The sequence below is a fragment of the Marinitoga lauensis genome, from assembly GCF_004135675.1.
In the GTDB taxonomy this organism is placed as follows: domain Bacteria; phylum Thermotogota; class Thermotogae; order Petrotogales; family Petrotogaceae; genus Marinitoga; species Marinitoga lauensis.
Genome location: NZ_QHLX01000003.1, coordinates 58,046 through 73,830 on the forward strand (window position 1 = coordinate 58,046; position 15,785 = coordinate 73,830).

Consider the following 15,785-nt stretch of genomic DNA (forward strand, 5'->3'; position numbering starts at 1 on the left):
TCCTTTATGATATAATTTTTCCTATTATATATTCTAAAGATGTACATAATTCCCCTTCTTTAAAATTAACGCCTACAGATTTATAAATACCAATTCCATCAATCATTGCCTGCAATATAATTGCTGTTGTTTTGTTTGGAACAAATTCAGACCATAAGTCAAATAGCTGTGAATAATAATCATGAAATAAGTCACCGAGTTCTTTCAGCCGTTTTTTATCATGAATAGAATTTATTAAAATTTCAAAAAGCCTTAAAAGATCGTCTGAAGGAAATTCCTTAATTATTTTTGAATATAATTTAATAATAGCTTTTGCTTTTTCTTCTTTTGGTGTTTCTTCAGGTAAAAGATTACTGATATAATTTTTTAAGCGTTCTACCAATATACCAAATGCGGTTATTATTAAAGTATCTTTGCTATCAAAATATAGATATAATGTTCCTTTTGAGACACCAGTTTCTCTGGCAACATCATCCATGGTGAAATGAGATAATCCTTTAGTCAAAATTAAATCCAATGCATTTTCTGCTATTTTTTTCTTTTTTTGTGCTTTATATGTACTTTTTTTACTTTTTGTATCCGATACCATTTATGATCACCTCTTTGACTGACTGGTTAGTCAATAACATTATAATACAATTCACATTTCGTTTCAAATATGACAAATAAAGTCATAAAATTGAACTGTCATTAATATGTTTTATTGAACCCGCAAATTGAACAATTTTTAGTAAGCAAAAAAACTGACTGACTGGTTAGTCAAATATATAACATAATCGCAAAAAGATTGTTACGCAAAAATAATAATAAATAATATATTGATTCAGATTGTGGACAAACTTATTTACCTATAAAGAAATTAAAAATAATATTCGTTCAGGTGGTGAATTTTCTTTATCCTCAAAAAATATTCGTTTTCATTAGTCGCTCAAACTCACATCCATGTTCGGTTTCGCTCAATTTTGCATCCATGCAAAATTGACTAATTTCACTCATATTTTTTTCGGGAAAATTCAAGCCTTCACTCACATTATTTTTTAATACTTTATCGACAGTTTGAATCAATATATTATTGATTTTTGTGTTTTTTAGTGATATAATTATGGATGGATAACCGCCGGGGAGCTCCTAGTCCGGAGCTGAGATTAAGGCGGAAGCCTTAGACCCCAGCACCTGATCCGGGTAATACCGGCGTAGGGAGAGCGGAGCATAAATGAAGATTTAATTAACGCCTTCCATTGCCGGAAGGCGTATTTTTTTATAAAAATTTTTAAGGAGGTAAGATGAATGAAAAAAGCTTTAATGATTTTAATCAGTGTTTTAGTTGTAGGTATAGTTATGGCAAATACTCTTACTGTATATGTCTATGATAGTTTAGATTGGATAAAGAAAGGAACTATTCAAAGATTTGAAAGTATGTATGGAGTAAAGGTGAATATTGTTGTTTTAGGTGATGGTGGAAATGTGTTAGCAAGATTAAAACTGGAAAAAAAGAATCCCAAAGCTGATGTAGTAATTGGATTGGATCAATCATTATCTGTTTTAGCTATAAATGAAGATTTGATAATTCCATATAAGCCATTGAATATTAATAAAATCAAAGATACTAGTTTGATTTATGATAAAACATATCATTTAATTCCATATGATTATGGAGCCATTGCAATTGTTTATGATCCAGAAAAATTAAATACTGTTCCTAAAAGTTTTGAAGATTTAACTAATATGAAGAAAAAGCTTATTATTGAAGATCCAAGAACATCGAGTACAGGGCAGGCATTTTTATTATGGACAATTGCTATTTACAAAAATCAGTGGAAAGATTTCTGGAGAAGATTAAAACCTGCTATTTTAACAGTAACTCCAGGTTGGAGTGAAGCCTTTGCAAAATTTGAATCTGGTGAAGCTCCAATGATGGTGAGTTATGCCACTGATGGAGCATATTCATACTATTATTATAAATCAACAAAATATAAGGCATTTATTCCAGAAGAAGGTGCATATGTTCAAATAGAGGGTGCAGGAATTGTAAAAGGTACAAAAAATTTGGAATTGTCTAAAAGGTTTATAGAGTTTTTATTATTTGATGATTTTCAAGAAGAGATACCATTAAACCAATGGATGTTTCCTGTAACAAAAGTTGAATTACCTGAAGCTTTTAATTATGCAATAATTCCAGAAAAAATAGTTACAGTAAATGCTCAGGATATTGATAAAAATATGGAGAAGTGGATTGAAGAATGGGAGGAAATAATGTTGCAATAAAAAGATGAGGCCAAAAGGCCTCATTTTTTATTGCAACATTATTAATATTTGGAGTATAATAGAGGTATAGAGGCAGGGGGATGCTATGATAGCTAAAATAATATCATTACTTATTTTTTTCTTTACTTATTATTTGATTATTTTTGGAAAAGGAAATAAAGCAGTAATTGCTTTTAGTATGGGTCTTTTAGTTTCTCTTGTAAAGGTTTCTGATACTTTGCGTGTTTCGAATGTAGGGGATTTTATAGATTTTAATACTCTTGGAATTTTACTTGGAATGATGATTGTTGTAGGAATATTGAAGACAACAGGTTTATTTCAAGCAATAGCAATATACATTGTTCGAAAGTCAAAAGGAAATGTTATATCAATATTTATTTTTACAATGCTTGTAGTTGCTATACTCTCCAGTTTTCTGGATAATGTAACTACATTAATACTTTTTTCGCCAGTTATTATATATATCTGTCAGGAAATAGAAATTAAACCGGAAACATTTCTATTTCCTATGATATTTTCAGCCAATATTGGTGGTACTGCAACAATGATAGGCGACCCTCCAAATATTTTAGTTGGCAGTGCTTCAGGAAAAAGCTTTTTGGAATTTCTACTCATAATGTCCATACCTTCATTCATAGCGCTTTTTTTATCTATAATATATTTTTTATCCATTCATAAAGAATTAAAAGTAATAGAAAGAAAGAAATTAGATAATTTAATGAAAGCCGATCCAGGAAAGGCTATTGTAGATTATGCATTATTAAAAAAAGGATTGTTTGTGTTTGGACTGGTAATATTGGGTTTCTTTATACATGAATATTTGGATTATGAAGCCGCATTAATAGCATTAACAGGTGGAGCGGTTATGTTATTATTATCAAAAAAGGATTTTGATGAAATTTCAGGCGAAGTAGAATGGGATACACTGTTTTTCTTTGTAGGACTTTTTGCAATAGTAAAGGCGCTTGAAGATGTTCATGTTATAGAAGATGTAACAAATTTGATATATAATTTTACTTCCCACCCGTATATTTTATTGATAATAGTATTATGGGGATCAGGACTTTTAGCAGCCTTTATGGTGCAGTTCCAGTGGTAACAATTTTTATTCCTATTGTTAGGGCTTTAATGGGAGCTTTTCCCATAGTGAATTGTTGTGGTGGTCTTTAGCTTTGGGAGCAAGTTTTGGAGGTAATGGTACTATAAGCGGAGCGGCTTCAAATATGGTTATTATAGGAATGATAGAAAGTAATTTTAATAGAAAGATTAAATTTTTTGATTTTATGAAAATTGGAATGAAGATAGCCATTTTAGGATTATTGCTTTCATCATTGTACTTATATATATTGATAAAAATATAAATTTTATATTGTAAAAAAGGGGTGAAAGAATGGGATATGTTGTAAAGACTGATTTTGGAACTATTAAAATAAGTAAGGGGAACAGTTTTTTAAAATAGCAGATGAATTACAAAAAAATAACAAACACACAATTCTAGCTATAAAATTTAATAATGAGATCAAAGAGTTATGGAAAAAAATTCATGATAATGGTTATGCAAAAGCTATTGATATTACATCTAATGAAGGTATGAGAATATACAGAAGGGCTTTGTTATTTATTATATATATTGCTTTAAAAAGATTGCATAAAAAAGGGCGTTTGGTAGTTCATCATGCTATTGGACCAGGTCTGTATTTTGAAATTAAAGGTATGAGAAATACTGTAAAAAATATAAACAACTTAAAAGAAGAAATGAGAAAAATTATAAATGAAAATATACTTTTTGAGAAAATCACATTGAGCAAATTTGATGCTATAAGGTATTTTGAAGAGGTTGAAGAACATGATAAGGCATTACTATTTAAGTATAGAAAAAAAACAACAGTAAAAGTTTATAAATGTGGAGAGTATATAAATTATTTTTATGAATATATGCCACCATCGACAGGGTATATTGATAAATTTGATATTATTTCATACGATAAAGGATTTATACTATTACACCCAACCAATATAAATCCAGATGAAATACCTGAATTTAAGCCATTACCCAAGTTGTCAGCAACGTTTATAGAATACAAAAAATGGCTTGATATATTAAATATAAAAAGCGTTGGAGAATTAAATTCATTAATAGCTAAAGGTGTAAAAAAAAGTGGGGAATTAATTAGAATTTCAGAAGCTTTACACGAAAAAAATATGCAAACATTGCAGATGAAATAATTAAAAGAAAACATGTCAGGTTAATATGTTTAGCGGGTCCTTCTTCTTCAGGAAAAACTACAAGTGCCAAAAGAATAGCTCTGGAATTAAAAGTTCATGGAAAGGAACCATTGCAAATATCGTTGGATAATTATTATATGGATTATGAAAAAATACCATTAACTCCTGAAGGCAAAAAGGATCTTGAATCATTGAGAGCTTTAGATCTTGATTTACTAAATAGAAATTTAAAAGATTTAATAGAGGGAAAGGAAGTTGAATTACCATATTATAACTTTATTACTGGAAAAAGAGAATGGACTGGAAAAAAGGTGAAAGTGGGCAAAAATCAGCCTATTATAATAGAAGGTATTCATGGGTTAAATGAAAAATTGACAGAAAGTATTCCCAGAGATCAAAAGTTTAAAGTATATGTAAGCGCATTAATTCAAATGAATCTTGATGAAATGAATAGAATTCCAACTACAGATACAAGATTAATTAGAAGGATAGTTAGAGATTATAATTTTAGGGGTGCAACAGCATTAAGGACTCTACAATTGTGGCCAGAAGTAAGAAAGGGTGAAGAAGAAAATATTTTCCCATATCAGGAAGAAGCAGATATAATGTTTAATTCATATTTAATATATGAGCTTCCTATATTAAAATTGTTTGCAGAGCCATTGCTATTGGAAATTGACAATACTTTATCTGAATATACAGAAGCAAAACGATTGCTGAGATTTTTAGACTATTTCTTGCCATTACCTGCAATTAATGAAGTGCCAAGAATATCTGTTTTAAGAGAGTTTATTGGAGACAGTGCATTTGAATATTAAGTTTGTCTAATGTACAAGATATTTTTATATATGTATGATATAATTGAAATATAAGACAAAAATTGTTTTAATTATTTGTAAAAAATTTAAAAGGATTTTGGAGGGTTATATATGCCGGGTTATGGAAGAGGACAGGGAAGATTTAGAAGAGGGTGGATTGAATCTTTTGTTCTTTTGATAATAGCAGAAGAACCTGCACATGGTTATGAAATAGCCAATAAATTATCTGATTTTGGGGTTATATTAAGTGGTATAGGTCAAATGGGTAATTTATATAGAACGCTGGCTAAGTTAGAAGATATGGGCTTGTTGTTACTGATTGGGACACAACTGATTCTGGGCCATCAAAGAAAATATACAAGATTACAGAAGATGGAATGAAGTTTTTAAAGAATTCAAAAAAGAGTTTGAAGAGTTTAAAAAATTATTGATATATATATTCAAAGAGTTGAGAAATTTGAAAAATAAGTGCCGAAAGGCACTTATTTCACTTTGTAGACAAACTTATCTACTTATAAAGTATTTAAAAATAATATTCGCTCAGGCGGTGAAAATTCTTAAACTCTTCGCTTCGCGAAGGGTTTTAGGAAAAATATTTTTATTATAAAATAAAAAAACAACCTTAAACCTTTCGCTCCGCGAAATGTTTAGGATTCACTCATATTATTATTTCTTATTTTATTGATAGTTTAAAATAAGTGCCGAAAGGCACTTATTTTTGTTGACATAAAGGATAATATATGTTATAATTCACTCAGTGAATGAAAAATAAAAACTTCAATATTTGGAGGGGTTTAAATGACTTTAATGGAAAAATTCAAAACAAAACGGCAAAAATTGGGGTTATTGGACTTGGTTATGTAGGATTACCTCTGGCAGTGGAAAAAGCAAAAGCAGGTTATACTGTTATTGGTTTTGATGTGCAGGAAAAGAAAGTTGAAATGGTTAACAAGGGAATTAATTATATTGGAGATGTTGTTAATGAAGAGTTGGAAGTTTTAGTGAAAGAAGGGAAAATTACTGCAACAACAAATTTTGATGAATTAGCGAATTGTGATGCTGTAATGATATGTGTCCCCACACCGCTTGATAAATTTAAACAGCCAGATTTACAATATGTTGTTGCTTCAACCAGAGAATTGGCTAAAAGATTACACAAAGATATGTTAATTACCCTGGAAAGTACAACATATCCAGGAACAACAGAAGAAGTAATGCTGCCTATTTTAGAAGAAACAGGATTAAAGGTAGGAAAAGATTTTTATTTAGCCTTTTCACCAGAAAGGGTGGATCCAGGAAATTTAAGATTTAAAACTAAAAATACACCAAAAGTTGTTGGAGGAGTAACTGAAGAATGTACAAAACATGCGAAGGCATTATATGAAAATGTACTTGAAGCAGAAGTTTTTGCAGTATCGTCTCCTAAAGAAGCAGAAATGGCAAAAATATTGGAAAATACATTTAGAATAGTAAATATTGCTTTAATTAATGAAATGGCAGTAGTTGCAAAGAAATTAGGCATAAATATATGGGAAGTTATTGATGCAGCTGCTACCAAACCTTTTGGATTCATGCCTTTCTATCCAGGTCCTGGTGTTGGAGGTCATTGTATCCCAATTGATCCATTTTATTTAACTTATAAAGCAAGGGCTGTAGACTATCATACACGATTAATTGAAATGGCTGGAGAAATTAATGACGCAATGCCAGAATATGTTGTTTCCAGACTTCAGGATATTCTTAATGATAGAAAGAAATGTTTAAATGGAGCTAAGGTTTTATTGCTTGGTGTAGCATATAAAAATGATATTGATGATTTAAGAGAATCTCCAGCGCTAAAGGTTATAGAACACCTTGAAAAGAAACATGCGGATATTATTATTCATGATCCATATATTCCAGAATTTAAACATGATGGAAAAGAATATAAAAGTGTGGAATTGACAAAGGAGTTATTGGAAAGTGTTGATGCAGTTGTTTTAACAACAGCACACTCAAATGTTGATTATGAATTTGTGTTAGAACATGCTCCATTTTTATTTGATACAAAAAATAAAACTAAGAATATTGAGAAGAATAAAGAAAAAGTTATATTGTTATAATAATAAAAAGGAGATGCGGTTATGATTAGATTAGCTTTAATTGGTTGTGGAAGAATAGCAACTAAAAAACATACAGAAGCTATAATAGCAAATAAAGAGCTATTTGAGCTTGTAGCAGTTGTAGATCCTGTAAAAGAAAAAGCAGAAAATGTTGCAAATATTATAGAAAACGCTGGATTAAACAGACCAGAAGTATATAAAGATTATAAAGAAGTGTTAAAAAGAGAAGATATTGATATGGTGTCTATTGCTACAGAAAGTGGATATCATTATCAAATATCAATAGATGCGATGAATAGCGGAAAACATGTCTTGGTAGAAAAACCAATGGCATTGTCTACTAAAGAAATAGATCATATGATTCAAGTATCAAAAGAAAAAGCTTTAAAATTGGGTGTTTGTTTTCAAAATAGATTTAATCCACCAATTCAAGAATTGAGAAAAAAACTTGAAAATGGTGAATTTGGTAAGTTATTACATGGACAAATTTCAATAAGGTGGAATAGGAACAAATCATATTATGAACAGGCACCATGGAGAGGAACATGGGAATTAGATGGTGGAACTTTAATGAATCAATGTACACACGGTATCGATTTATTACAATGGACTTTTGGAGATATTGAAGAAATATCTGGAAGAATTGAGAATTTTAATCATCCATATATAGAAGCAGAAGATTTTGGAAGCGCTATAATAAAATTTAAAAATGGTGCAGTTGGAATTATTGAAGGAACAGCAAATGTTTATCCTAAAAATTTAGAGGAAACATTATCTGTATTTGGAGAGAAGGGAACTGTTGTAATTGGAGGTCTTGCAGTTAATAAAATAGAAACATGGAGATTTGAAAATGAAGATTCACATCCATTTCAGAATTTACCTGATCCAGATACTGTATATGGTGCAGGCCATGTTCCTTTATATAAAGATTTTTACGAAGCAATTGTAAAAGACAGAAAGCCATATATTTCTGGAGAAGATGGAAAAAGAGCAGTTGAAATTGTTTTAGCTATATATAAATCGGCAAAAGAAGGTAAACCTGTTAAATTCCCATTTGAATTTTCTACAGAAGAAATGAAAGGATATTTTAAGAAGGTGAAAAAATGATTTCTGAATATGCTCAAATTCATGATACTGTGAAATTAGGTCATAATATAGAGATTGAAGAAAATGTAATAATTGAAGAGAATGTAAGATTAGGAAATAATGTGGTTATTAAAAAAGATACTATTATAAAAAAAGGTAGTGTAATTGCAGATAATACTGTTTTAGGTAAAAAACCATTTAAGGCATCAAATTCTGCTGTAACTAAAGAAAAGGAATTAGATCCTTTAATAATTGGTGAATATGTAACAATAGGTGCAAATTGTGTGATATACAGAGGAGCAAAATTAAATAATTTCGTTTTTGTTGGAGATTTAGCAAGTATTAGAGAAGATGTTGAAATAGGGGAGTATACCATTATTGGTAGAGGGTTGCAGTAGAAAATCAGACGAAAATTGGGAAAAAAGTAAAGATTGAAACCAATGCATATATTACAGCATTATCAACAATTGAGGATTATTGTTTTGTTGCACCTGAAGTTACATTTACAAACGATAATTTTTTAGGAAGAACAGAAGATAGAAAAAAATATTTTAAAGGTGCAACGTTGAAAAGAGGCGCGAGGATTGGAGCGAATTCCACTATTTTACCCGGGATTGAAATAGGGGAAGATGCTCTTGTTGCAGCTGGATCAGTAGTTACAAAAGTGTTCCTGCAAGAAAAATTGTAATGGGAAGTCCTGCGAAGGTTTATAAGGATGTACCTGAAGAACAATTGTTGGAAAATCAGAGTTATTATAAGTAAAGCCAAACCTCAGACTGTTGACAAAAAAATAAGAAAAAATAATATGAGCGAATCTTTAAAAATTCCAAAGATATTTAATAGAATAAAAAATAAAACGAATGAAGACTCGCAGATTGCCTTATCATTTCGCTTCGCGAAAGGATAAATATGTTTAAAAATAAGAATTTAATAAAAATTTTCTAAAATCCTTAACCCCTTCGCTCCGCGAAGAGTTTAAGCAATCAAGCGTCTGAATGAGTTTTATTTTTAGTCTATTTTTGAGGATTAAGAAAATTCACCGGGTAAAAAACATTATTTTTTATTTTATTCCTTTTTTGATTATTTTATTTTGTACTTTGTCTTCAATCTCAAACCTTCTGCTTTGCAGAAGGTTGATTTTTTATCCATGAAATAGTATCTTTTATTGCTTCATATAGTGGACGGGGATTGTAATTTAGTTCTTTTTGAGCTTTTTTGTGGGAGAACTTATAAAATCTGTTTAAAGTATATACACTATATGGACTGAGGGAGAGATTTTTCTTTGTATTTGTAAGATAATAAAAAAAAGTAAGGTAAGATATGATATAGGAATTTGATGGTGAAATAAATTTAATCTTTGTATTTTTTCCTGTTGCTTTTTCTAAATAGTAAAAGATCTTTCTCATAGACAGATTTTCACCGCTTAAAATATACTTTTCATTATCTTTTTTGAAGCTTCTATTATACCCTCGACGACATTCCTAACGTCTACAAAATCAAAAGCTCCATCAACACAATATTTAATCTTTCCGTCAATATAATCTTTAAAAACTTTAAATATTTCAGAATTTTTATAATCATATGGCCCTATTATTCCAGTGGGAAAAACAATAGTAGCGTTTATTTCTTTTCTTCTGATTGCCTCTAAAATCTTTAATGTTGCAATAGCTTTTGATTTTCCATAAGCCCCAGTGGTTCTTTTTGGATTAATAGGAGTATCTTCCTCAATTGTAGCTCCTTTTTCTATTTCTGCAAATGCATGAACAGAACTTACATATAATAATTTTTCTACACGATTATCTTTTACTGCTTTTATTATATTTTCAACACCACCAATATTCACTGAATATACGAGTTTATCCTTCCAGGGTAATAATGAGATTATTGCAGCTAGATGGAAAACCTTTTCAACATTTTTACAAGCATTTTTTACGGCATTATAATCTCTTATATCGCCATAAATAATATCTAAATTCATTCCATCGAAAATAGATATATCTTCATCTGGTAAAACAAATATACGAATTTTTTCTCCTTGGTCATAAAGCTTTTTAACAAGAACATTCCCTATATGTCCAGTAGCACCGGTGATTAAAATCATATTAATCATCTCCTGAAGATGAATTATTATAGATTTCCATTATTTTATAAAACCCTTTGAAATAATTTCAAAGTCTTTTTAGAAACTTTAGACATAAAATCATTAAACATTATTTTAAAGTTTTTAAGTGTTTCTTCGAATACCTTTTCGCCTTTTGATATGAGCGAAATAAGAATTACTCTTCTATCTTTATTGCTTCGTATTCTTTCAACATATCCCTTTTTTTCCAGACTATCTACAATATTTGTAATATTACTCTTTGTTGTTGAAAATTTTTTTGCTAAATTGGTCATTTTTTGTGGTCCTTTTAATCCAATATACAATACAACATAAAATTCCAGTGTTTTTAATTTTTCTGCTTCTGAAAAATCTGATACTATTCTGGTAAAATTAGAAATAAAATCAAAAAGTAATTCAAATGTTTGTTCCGGATTTATTGGCATATTATCCCTCCTGCTTTTAGTTTATTATTTAGACTATTAAAAAAATAAATAGTTCAAAAAATGAATTAATTTTATTAAAAATAAATCGGATGGTGTAACCATCCGATTATTATGATTAAAAGTAAGCTTCTTCTCCAAATTCTGCTTTATCAAGACCCTCTATTTCGGCTTCTCCGCTAACTCTAATAGGAGTTATTTTATTTATTAACCATAATGCTACATATGTAAAGATGAAAGCATAAATTGAAACCGATGTCACAGCAATAAATTCTTTCCAGAAGAAGGTAGCATTACCATAAAATAATCCATTAGCTCCATTGGCATTTACAGCTTTTGTTGCAAATAATCCTAATAAAAGGATACCAAGGTAACCACCTACACCGTGAACACCCATACATCAAGTGCATCGTCCCATCCTTTTTTATTTTTATAAAAAACAGCAGCATAACTGACAATTGAAGCTATTATTCCAATTAGCATTGAAGATTGTATAGTAACGTATCCAGCAGCTGGTGTAATAGTTGCTAATCCTGCAACAGCACCTGTTAACATACCTAAAATTTTTGGTTTCTTTTCAAAAATTACAGCTAAAATTAACCATGTTATAGCAGCAAAAGAAGCAGCAACATCAGTATTTAAAAATGCGTTAGCAGTTACAGCATCTACTCTTAATTCGCTACCAGCATTAAAGCCATACCATCCAAACCACAATAAACCTGTTCCTAAAGCAACAAGAGGGATACTATGAGGCTTTGTGTTTGCATTTTTCCTTTTACCCACAAAAAATACCGAAGCTAAAGCGGCTGCTCCAGCACTTGCGTGAACAACGATTCCTCCTGCAAAATCTAAAACTCCCCATTTTTGGAATAAACCTCCACCCAAACCATATGAACTAAAGGAAAATAAACAAAAATCAACCAAACAGTTAAAAATAACATGTATGCTTTAAATTTTACCCTATCGGCAAAAGCACCGGTGATAAGAGCAGGAGTTATAATAGCAAACATCATCTGATAGGCTACGAATACAATCATAGGGATACCTGTATTAGCACCGAATGGAGTTGTAACGGAAATTCCATGAAGGAATAAATATTTTGAATTACCAATTATTCCACCAATATCATTACCAAAACTCATAGTAAAACCGAATATTACCCATAAAATGGTAGTCCATCCCATAGAGACAAAACTTTGCATCATAATAGTCAAAACGTTCTTTCGACTAACCAATCCTCCATAAAAAAATGCAAGACCTGGAGTCATAAGCATTACCAAGCTTGTGGCAAGTAACATGAAAGCTGTGTTGCCGGTATCAAACATTTTTTCACCCCTTTACAAAAAATTTTCCCACCCCCTGAAAAATTTATGCAGAAAAATTATAGCTCTAATATATGAACAAATCAAATTTGAATTTATAAGAATTCAAAAAATTATTTTGTTTAATAACTGAAAATTGATTGTCATTACTTGAAATATAAGTTTTTAACTGATTTTATTGATTTTAGTAAATTGTTGGAATTTTATTAAATTCAACATTGAGAATTTATATTGTTTATGTTAAAATATATATAAATACACATATAAATATTAATATTAAAATTAAAGAAAAGAAAATTATATTCGATAAATATATAGATAAATTAGATATATTATAATAACAGTATATTTATAAATCGGAGGTGGGATTGTGAAAAGTAAAGGTGTTATAATTTTAATATTTTTAATTTCAGTTATTATTTTTGGAGTGAATACTCCTAAGCAACCAGTGCTGTTTTTTAGAGTAGAAGATTCATTATCTGATTATCCTTCCAATGTTTTGAATTTATTAAAAATAGGATTATATGAGAACATTGATTCTGAGAATAATTTTTCCTCATTAGATAATCGTTTTTCATATGAATTATATCCAGATGAAGAAGTATATGCTGTAGAACTTGCAGTTTCAGCGGCAAGAATATTGGGTTTAGAAAAAGAAATATTAAAAAAATATCCCCTTTCATCTCCTACTTTTAATGATATAAAAACAAAAATGGAAAATTCTTATTCAAATGACGGTTATGATTTTTCCAGAAATTATGGATATATAGAATATTTAAATAATTATTTTCTAAAAAAAATAAATACTCCTCTTATTGAATATTCCCCTTTAACAAAATTGAAAAAAGTGGATGTTATTAAAGCAGTTGTTAAAATATTTACAGTATTAAATATGAATAATAATTGGGGATATTCACCTGCTGAAGGTAATTTTGTTTCATATGCTGAATATTTGAATTCTATTTTAGATAAAGGAATGTATTCTTTTAAAGAGTCAGGGTATGTAAGTGTTTTTGAGAGATACTTTTTAACTAAATTTGATGGAAAAATAATACCCGTAATTAAATTACCAATCTTTGAAGGAGATAATGTGTTAGATGGTAATAAATATGTTAACAGAGCATACTTTTATTCTTTAATGGCATATATATTTGGGAATAAACCGTTAAAATTAAATGGAGATGATTTGATTCCAGTTAGAACATTAAATAATATGATTACATATTTGCCAAAATCTACATTTAAAGATGAACCTGTATTATTTGAAGTAAGAAAACCAATAGTATCAAAAATCTCAAAAATCATTCCATATACATTCTCAAATGATATAGTATTATTTAATACAGATAAAGAAGATTTAATTACTCTGGATAATTCAAAAATAACTGTAAAATCAAATTATTACGTTGAAAATATAGTAGAAAATACCTCTCAAAAGAAAAAAATAATAAGGCAAAAAGAAGAATACTATACAGGGAAAACATTTCCAATGACATATAAATACTTAGATGAAAAAGATACAAATAATAAAAAATTTGAATTTTTAAGTTCAGGTACAATTAAAAAGGATGAAAATGGGGTATGGATTGTAAATATTAATCATGAATCAATTGATAAAAAAGCAAAGATTCCTTCTAACTTAGAATTAACAAATAAATTTAAGATATCTGGAAATGAAATAAAAGCAAGATGGTATTCAGTTGATGTAGAAACTATATCAGAAATGAAAAGATTGGCAAAAAAGGATTTCCTGAGATACCTGAAAAGTATAAAAAATTACATAAAGAGGTAAAAGCGGAAGATATTCCAAATGATATTGGTGTAGTATTTAAAACAGAAGTTGAATATAGTTATAGAACGAAAACTATAAAAAGTGATTATGTAAATAGTAAAGTAGAATATTATAAGGTTATTGATAGATTAAATGTGAATAGAGAATATGCAACTAAAAATCTTTAGATAACTTCCTTGCATTATATAATAATTCGGAAAATGTTGATATTAATGAAAAAAGTGATTTTATATCTTATTGGAAAGACATTGATGGAAAATTAGAAGATTTAAAAGCAAGTGAAAATGCTTATTTTGTACCTGAGATGAAAATCAATCTGGATATTATTGAAGAAAAATTTATACAAAAACCTCAAGATATGACAATGTTCTTCTGGACATTCTATGGAGGTAAATTAGTATCTTTTGAACCTGCAACATATAGATTATTTACACAAAAATTTGTTGAGCCGTTCAAATTTAGTCCAGAAGCATTATTATTTGTAAAATATAAAGATGGTACAGTAAAAAATGGTATGATGAGAACAGATGGTAAAAAATTGTTGTATAATAATACAGGGGAATATTTAAGAGATTTATTACTATGGTTCCAGGTTGCATTAAAATTTGATAAGTATGGAAATAATTATTTAGAAATAGTATATGTTATAGCTGAAGAATTATAAAACTCCAACGGAGGTAAAATATGAAAAAAACTGTTTTTGTAATTCTATTAACTCTTATAATTTTCCTTGGATTATGGTTTAAACCAACTAAAGTAAAAGTAAATATAATTTTTCCAGAAGAATTAAAAGGTATAAATTTTGTTATTAAAATAGATAAAAAAGATAAAAGTTGGTTGATTCCAGGAAAACATAAATTAGAAATTATTTTTGGAAAGAATAAATTGGTGAGGGAACTATATGTTCCCCGCTTTTTCTTTTCATTAAAAGAATATGATATTTATATTGAAAAACCGGAAATAAATGTGGATTATGATAGAGTTGATTATGATCAAATAATATTACATTTGAATTCAAAAAATTACAAAATGGATTACTGGAAAATAAAATATAAAAATTATGAATACAAAACATCGTTAAAGGAGTATAAGATATTTATTTCTCCTTTTGAAAGGTATATATTAAAAGCAGAAGGATATATTGGAAATAAAAAAATATATGAAAAATCTTTTGAAATAACAGCACCCCTTTCTAAAATTAAAGATTATAAAATTGAAATCAGAGACTATATTGAAATAATATTAAATTTAGAAAATAATATGATAACTCCTGTGAAATATGAGATATATAAAAACGGTAAATTTGTAGAAACAATAGATAATAATATATACAAAGACACAATCTCATACGATGAGATTACATATGAAATAATACCTGTTTATCCTACAGGATATAAAGGGGATAAAATAAAAATAGTTAAACCAAAAATGACAGAAATTCCGAATAAAATTAACAAAGCATTGAATTTGAAATATAAAAAAGTATTTTTAAACGGAAAAGAGTATTTACCAGAAGATTTTAAAGAAGGAGAAAATGAGTTAAAAATATTTTTAAATGACTATACAGTGTGGTATAAAAAAATATATTTTGATTCAACTCCCCAAAGTTAGAGGAATATAAATTAAGATATAA

General features: G+C 28.7%; 15 protein-coding genes, 2 pseudogenes and 1 riboswitch. Of the genes and pseudogenes, 12 read left to right on the forward strand and 5 right to left on the reverse strand.

Annotated elements, in window-relative coordinates; all coding sequences use genetic code 11:
- Window positions 1–4: 4 nt before the first annotated feature.
- Complete coding sequence (locus tag DJ007_RS05390) at window positions 5–589, reverse strand: TetR/AcrR family transcriptional regulator (protein ID WP_129408666.1); 585 nt, start codon at window positions 587–589, stop codon at window positions 5–7.
- 520 nt (window positions 590–1,109) lie between these two features.
- A riboswitch (TPP riboswitch) is annotated at window positions 1,110–1,218 on the forward strand.
- Between the two features lie 69 nt (window positions 1,219–1,287).
- On the opposite strand from DJ007_RS05390, the gene DJ007_RS05395 reads away from it, so the two are divergent.
- The 9 genes and pseudogenes from DJ007_RS05395 to DJ007_RS20000 all read left to right on the forward strand — a co-directional run bounded on the left by DJ007_RS05395 (window position 1,288) and on the right by DJ007_RS20000 (window position 9,259).
- Window positions 1,288–2,265: a thiamine ABC transporter substrate-binding protein gene (locus DJ007_RS05395; protein ID WP_129408667.1), complete on the forward strand. Its 978-nt coding sequence runs from the start codon at window positions 1,288–1,290 to the stop codon at window positions 2,263–2,265.
- Between the two features lie 85 nt (window positions 2,266–2,350).
- On the forward strand, window positions 2,351–3,364 hold the full coding sequence (locus DJ007_RS05400) for an ArsB/NhaD family transporter (RefSeq protein WP_206076126.1): 1,014 nt from the start codon (window positions 2,351–2,353) through the stop codon (window positions 3,362–3,364).
- A gap of 73 nt (window positions 3,365–3,437) precedes the next feature.
- Window positions 3,438–3,626 (forward strand): anion permease, encoded by a 189-nt coding sequence (locus DJ007_RS15595; RefSeq protein WP_206076127.1) that lies wholly within the window; start codon window positions 3,438–3,440, stop codon window positions 3,624–3,626.
- A gap of 229 nt (window positions 3,627–3,855) precedes the next feature.
- Window positions 3,856–4,491 (forward strand): hypothetical protein, encoded by a 636-nt coding sequence (locus DJ007_RS17245; RefSeq protein ID WP_240739301.1) that lies wholly within the window; start codon window positions 3,856–3,858, stop codon window positions 4,489–4,491.
- An 80-nt stretch (window positions 4,492–4,571) separates the two neighbouring features.
- On the forward strand, window positions 4,572–5,309 hold the full coding sequence (locus tag DJ007_RS17250) for a uridine kinase family protein (RefSeq protein ID WP_240739350.1): 738 nt from the start codon (window positions 4,572–4,574) through the stop codon (window positions 5,307–5,309).
- 111 nt (window positions 5,310–5,420) lie between these two features.
- Window positions 5,421–5,690 (forward strand): PadR family transcriptional regulator, encoded by a 270-nt coding sequence (locus DJ007_RS05410; protein ID WP_206076128.1) that lies wholly within the window; start codon window positions 5,421–5,423, stop codon window positions 5,688–5,690.
- A 380-nt stretch (window positions 5,691–6,070) separates the two neighbouring features.
- Window positions 6,071–7,411 carry a nucleotide sugar dehydrogenase gene (locus tag DJ007_RS05415; RefSeq protein WP_129408668.1) on the forward strand — a complete coding sequence of 447 codons (1,341 nt, stop codon included), beginning with the start codon at window positions 6,071–6,073 and terminating at the stop codon, window positions 7,409–7,411.
- A gap of 21 nt (window positions 7,412–7,432) precedes the next feature.
- Window positions 7,433–8,518 carry a Gfo/Idh/MocA family protein gene (locus DJ007_RS05420; protein WP_129408669.1) on the forward strand — a complete coding sequence of 362 codons (1,086 nt, stop codon included), beginning with the start codon at window positions 7,433–7,435 and terminating at the stop codon, window positions 8,516–8,518.
- Window positions 8,515–9,259, forward strand: a pseudogene (locus DJ007_RS20000) (acyltransferase). Before DJ007_RS05420 ends, DJ007_RS20000 begins: the two are co-directional and overlap by 4 nt.
- Before the next feature lie 347 nt (window positions 9,260–9,606).
- On the opposite strand, the gene DJ007_RS05430 reads toward DJ007_RS20000, so the two are convergent.
- The 4 genes and pseudogenes from DJ007_RS05430 to DJ007_RS20005 all read right to left on the reverse strand — a co-directional run bounded on the left by DJ007_RS05430 (window position 9,607) and on the right by DJ007_RS20005 (window position 12,363).
- A complete protein-coding gene (locus DJ007_RS05430) occupies window positions 9,607–9,903 on the reverse strand; it encodes a Rossmann-fold NAD(P)-binding domain-containing protein (RefSeq protein WP_129408670.1) in 297 nt (98 codons plus the stop codon).
- A gap of 17 nt (window positions 9,904–9,920) precedes the next feature.
- A complete protein-coding gene (locus DJ007_RS05435) occupies window positions 9,921–10,598 on the reverse strand; it encodes an NAD-dependent epimerase/dehydratase family protein (protein WP_165974030.1) in 678 nt (225 codons plus the stop codon).
- A gap of 44 nt (window positions 10,599–10,642) precedes the next feature.
- Window positions 10,643–11,041, reverse strand: a complete 399-nt coding sequence (locus DJ007_RS05440) for a MarR family winged helix-turn-helix transcriptional regulator (protein ID WP_129408672.1) — start codon at window positions 11,039–11,041, stop codon at window positions 10,643–10,645.
- Window positions 11,042–11,156: 115 nt separating this feature from the next.
- Window positions 11,157–12,363, reverse strand: a pseudogene (locus tag DJ007_RS20005) (ammonium transporter).
- Window positions 12,364–12,730: 367 nt separating this feature from the next.
- On the opposite strand from DJ007_RS20005, the gene DJ007_RS05450 reads away from it, so the two are divergent.
- From DJ007_RS05450 to DJ007_RS05460, 3 genes are all read left to right on the forward strand, one after another.
- Window positions 12,731–14,152, forward strand: coding sequence for a hypothetical protein (locus DJ007_RS05450; protein WP_129408673.1), 1,422 nt, complete (start codon window positions 12,731–12,733; stop codon window positions 14,150–14,152).
- 304 nt (window positions 14,153–14,456) lie between these two features.
- Window positions 14,457–14,816 carry a hypothetical protein gene (locus DJ007_RS05455; RefSeq protein ID WP_129408674.1) on the forward strand — a complete coding sequence of 120 codons (360 nt, stop codon included), beginning with the start codon at window positions 14,457–14,459 and terminating at the stop codon, window positions 14,814–14,816.
- 20 nt (window positions 14,817–14,836) lie between these two features.
- Entirely contained in the window at window positions 14,837–15,763 is a 927-nt protein-coding gene (locus tag DJ007_RS05460) for a hypothetical protein (protein ID WP_129408675.1), read from the forward strand.
- Window positions 15,764–15,785: the final 22 nt, after the last annotated feature.

Coding starts and splice junctions, on each gene's coding strand:
- DJ007_RS05435 (WP_165974030.1), bottom strand. CDS start 10,598: ATGATTTTAATCACCGGTGCTACTGGACATATAGGGAATGTTCTTGTT.
- DJ007_RS05460 (WP_129408675.1), top strand. CDS start 14,837: ATGAAAAAAACTGTTTTTGTAATTCTATTAACTCTTATAATTTTCCTT.
- DJ007_RS05410 (WP_206076128.1), top strand. CDS start 5,421: ATGCCGGGTTATGGAAGAGGACAGGGAAGATTTAGAAGAGGGTGGATT.
- DJ007_RS17245 (WP_240739301.1), top strand. CDS start 3,856: ATGAGAATATACAGAAGGGCTTTGTTATTTATTATATATATTGCTTTA.
- DJ007_RS05400 (WP_206076126.1), top strand. CDS start 2,351: ATGATAGCTAAAATAATATCATTACTTATTTTTTTCTTTACTTATTAT.
- DJ007_RS05420 (WP_129408669.1), top strand. CDS start 7,433: ATGATTAGATTAGCTTTAATTGGTTGTGGAAGAATAGCAACTAAAAAA.
- DJ007_RS05430 (WP_129408670.1), bottom strand. CDS start 9,903: ATGAGAAAGATCTTTTACTATTTAGAAAAAGCAACAGGAAAAAATACA.
- DJ007_RS05390 (WP_129408666.1), bottom strand. CDS start 589: ATGGTATCGGATACAAAAAGTAAAAAAAGTACATATAAAGCACAAAAA.
- DJ007_RS05395 (WP_129408667.1), top strand. CDS start 1,288: ATGAAAAAAGCTTTAATGATTTTAATCAGTGTTTTAGTTGTAGGTATA.
- DJ007_RS05455 (WP_129408674.1), top strand. CDS start 14,457: ATGAAAATCAATCTGGATATTATTGAAGAAAAATTTATACAAAAACCT.
- DJ007_RS05415 (WP_129408668.1), top strand. CDS start 6,071: ATGAAAAATAAAAACTTCAATATTTGGAGGGGTTTAAATGACTTTAAT.
- DJ007_RS05440 (WP_129408672.1), bottom strand. CDS start 11,041: ATGCCAATAAATCCGGAACAAACATTTGAATTACTTTTTGATTTTATT.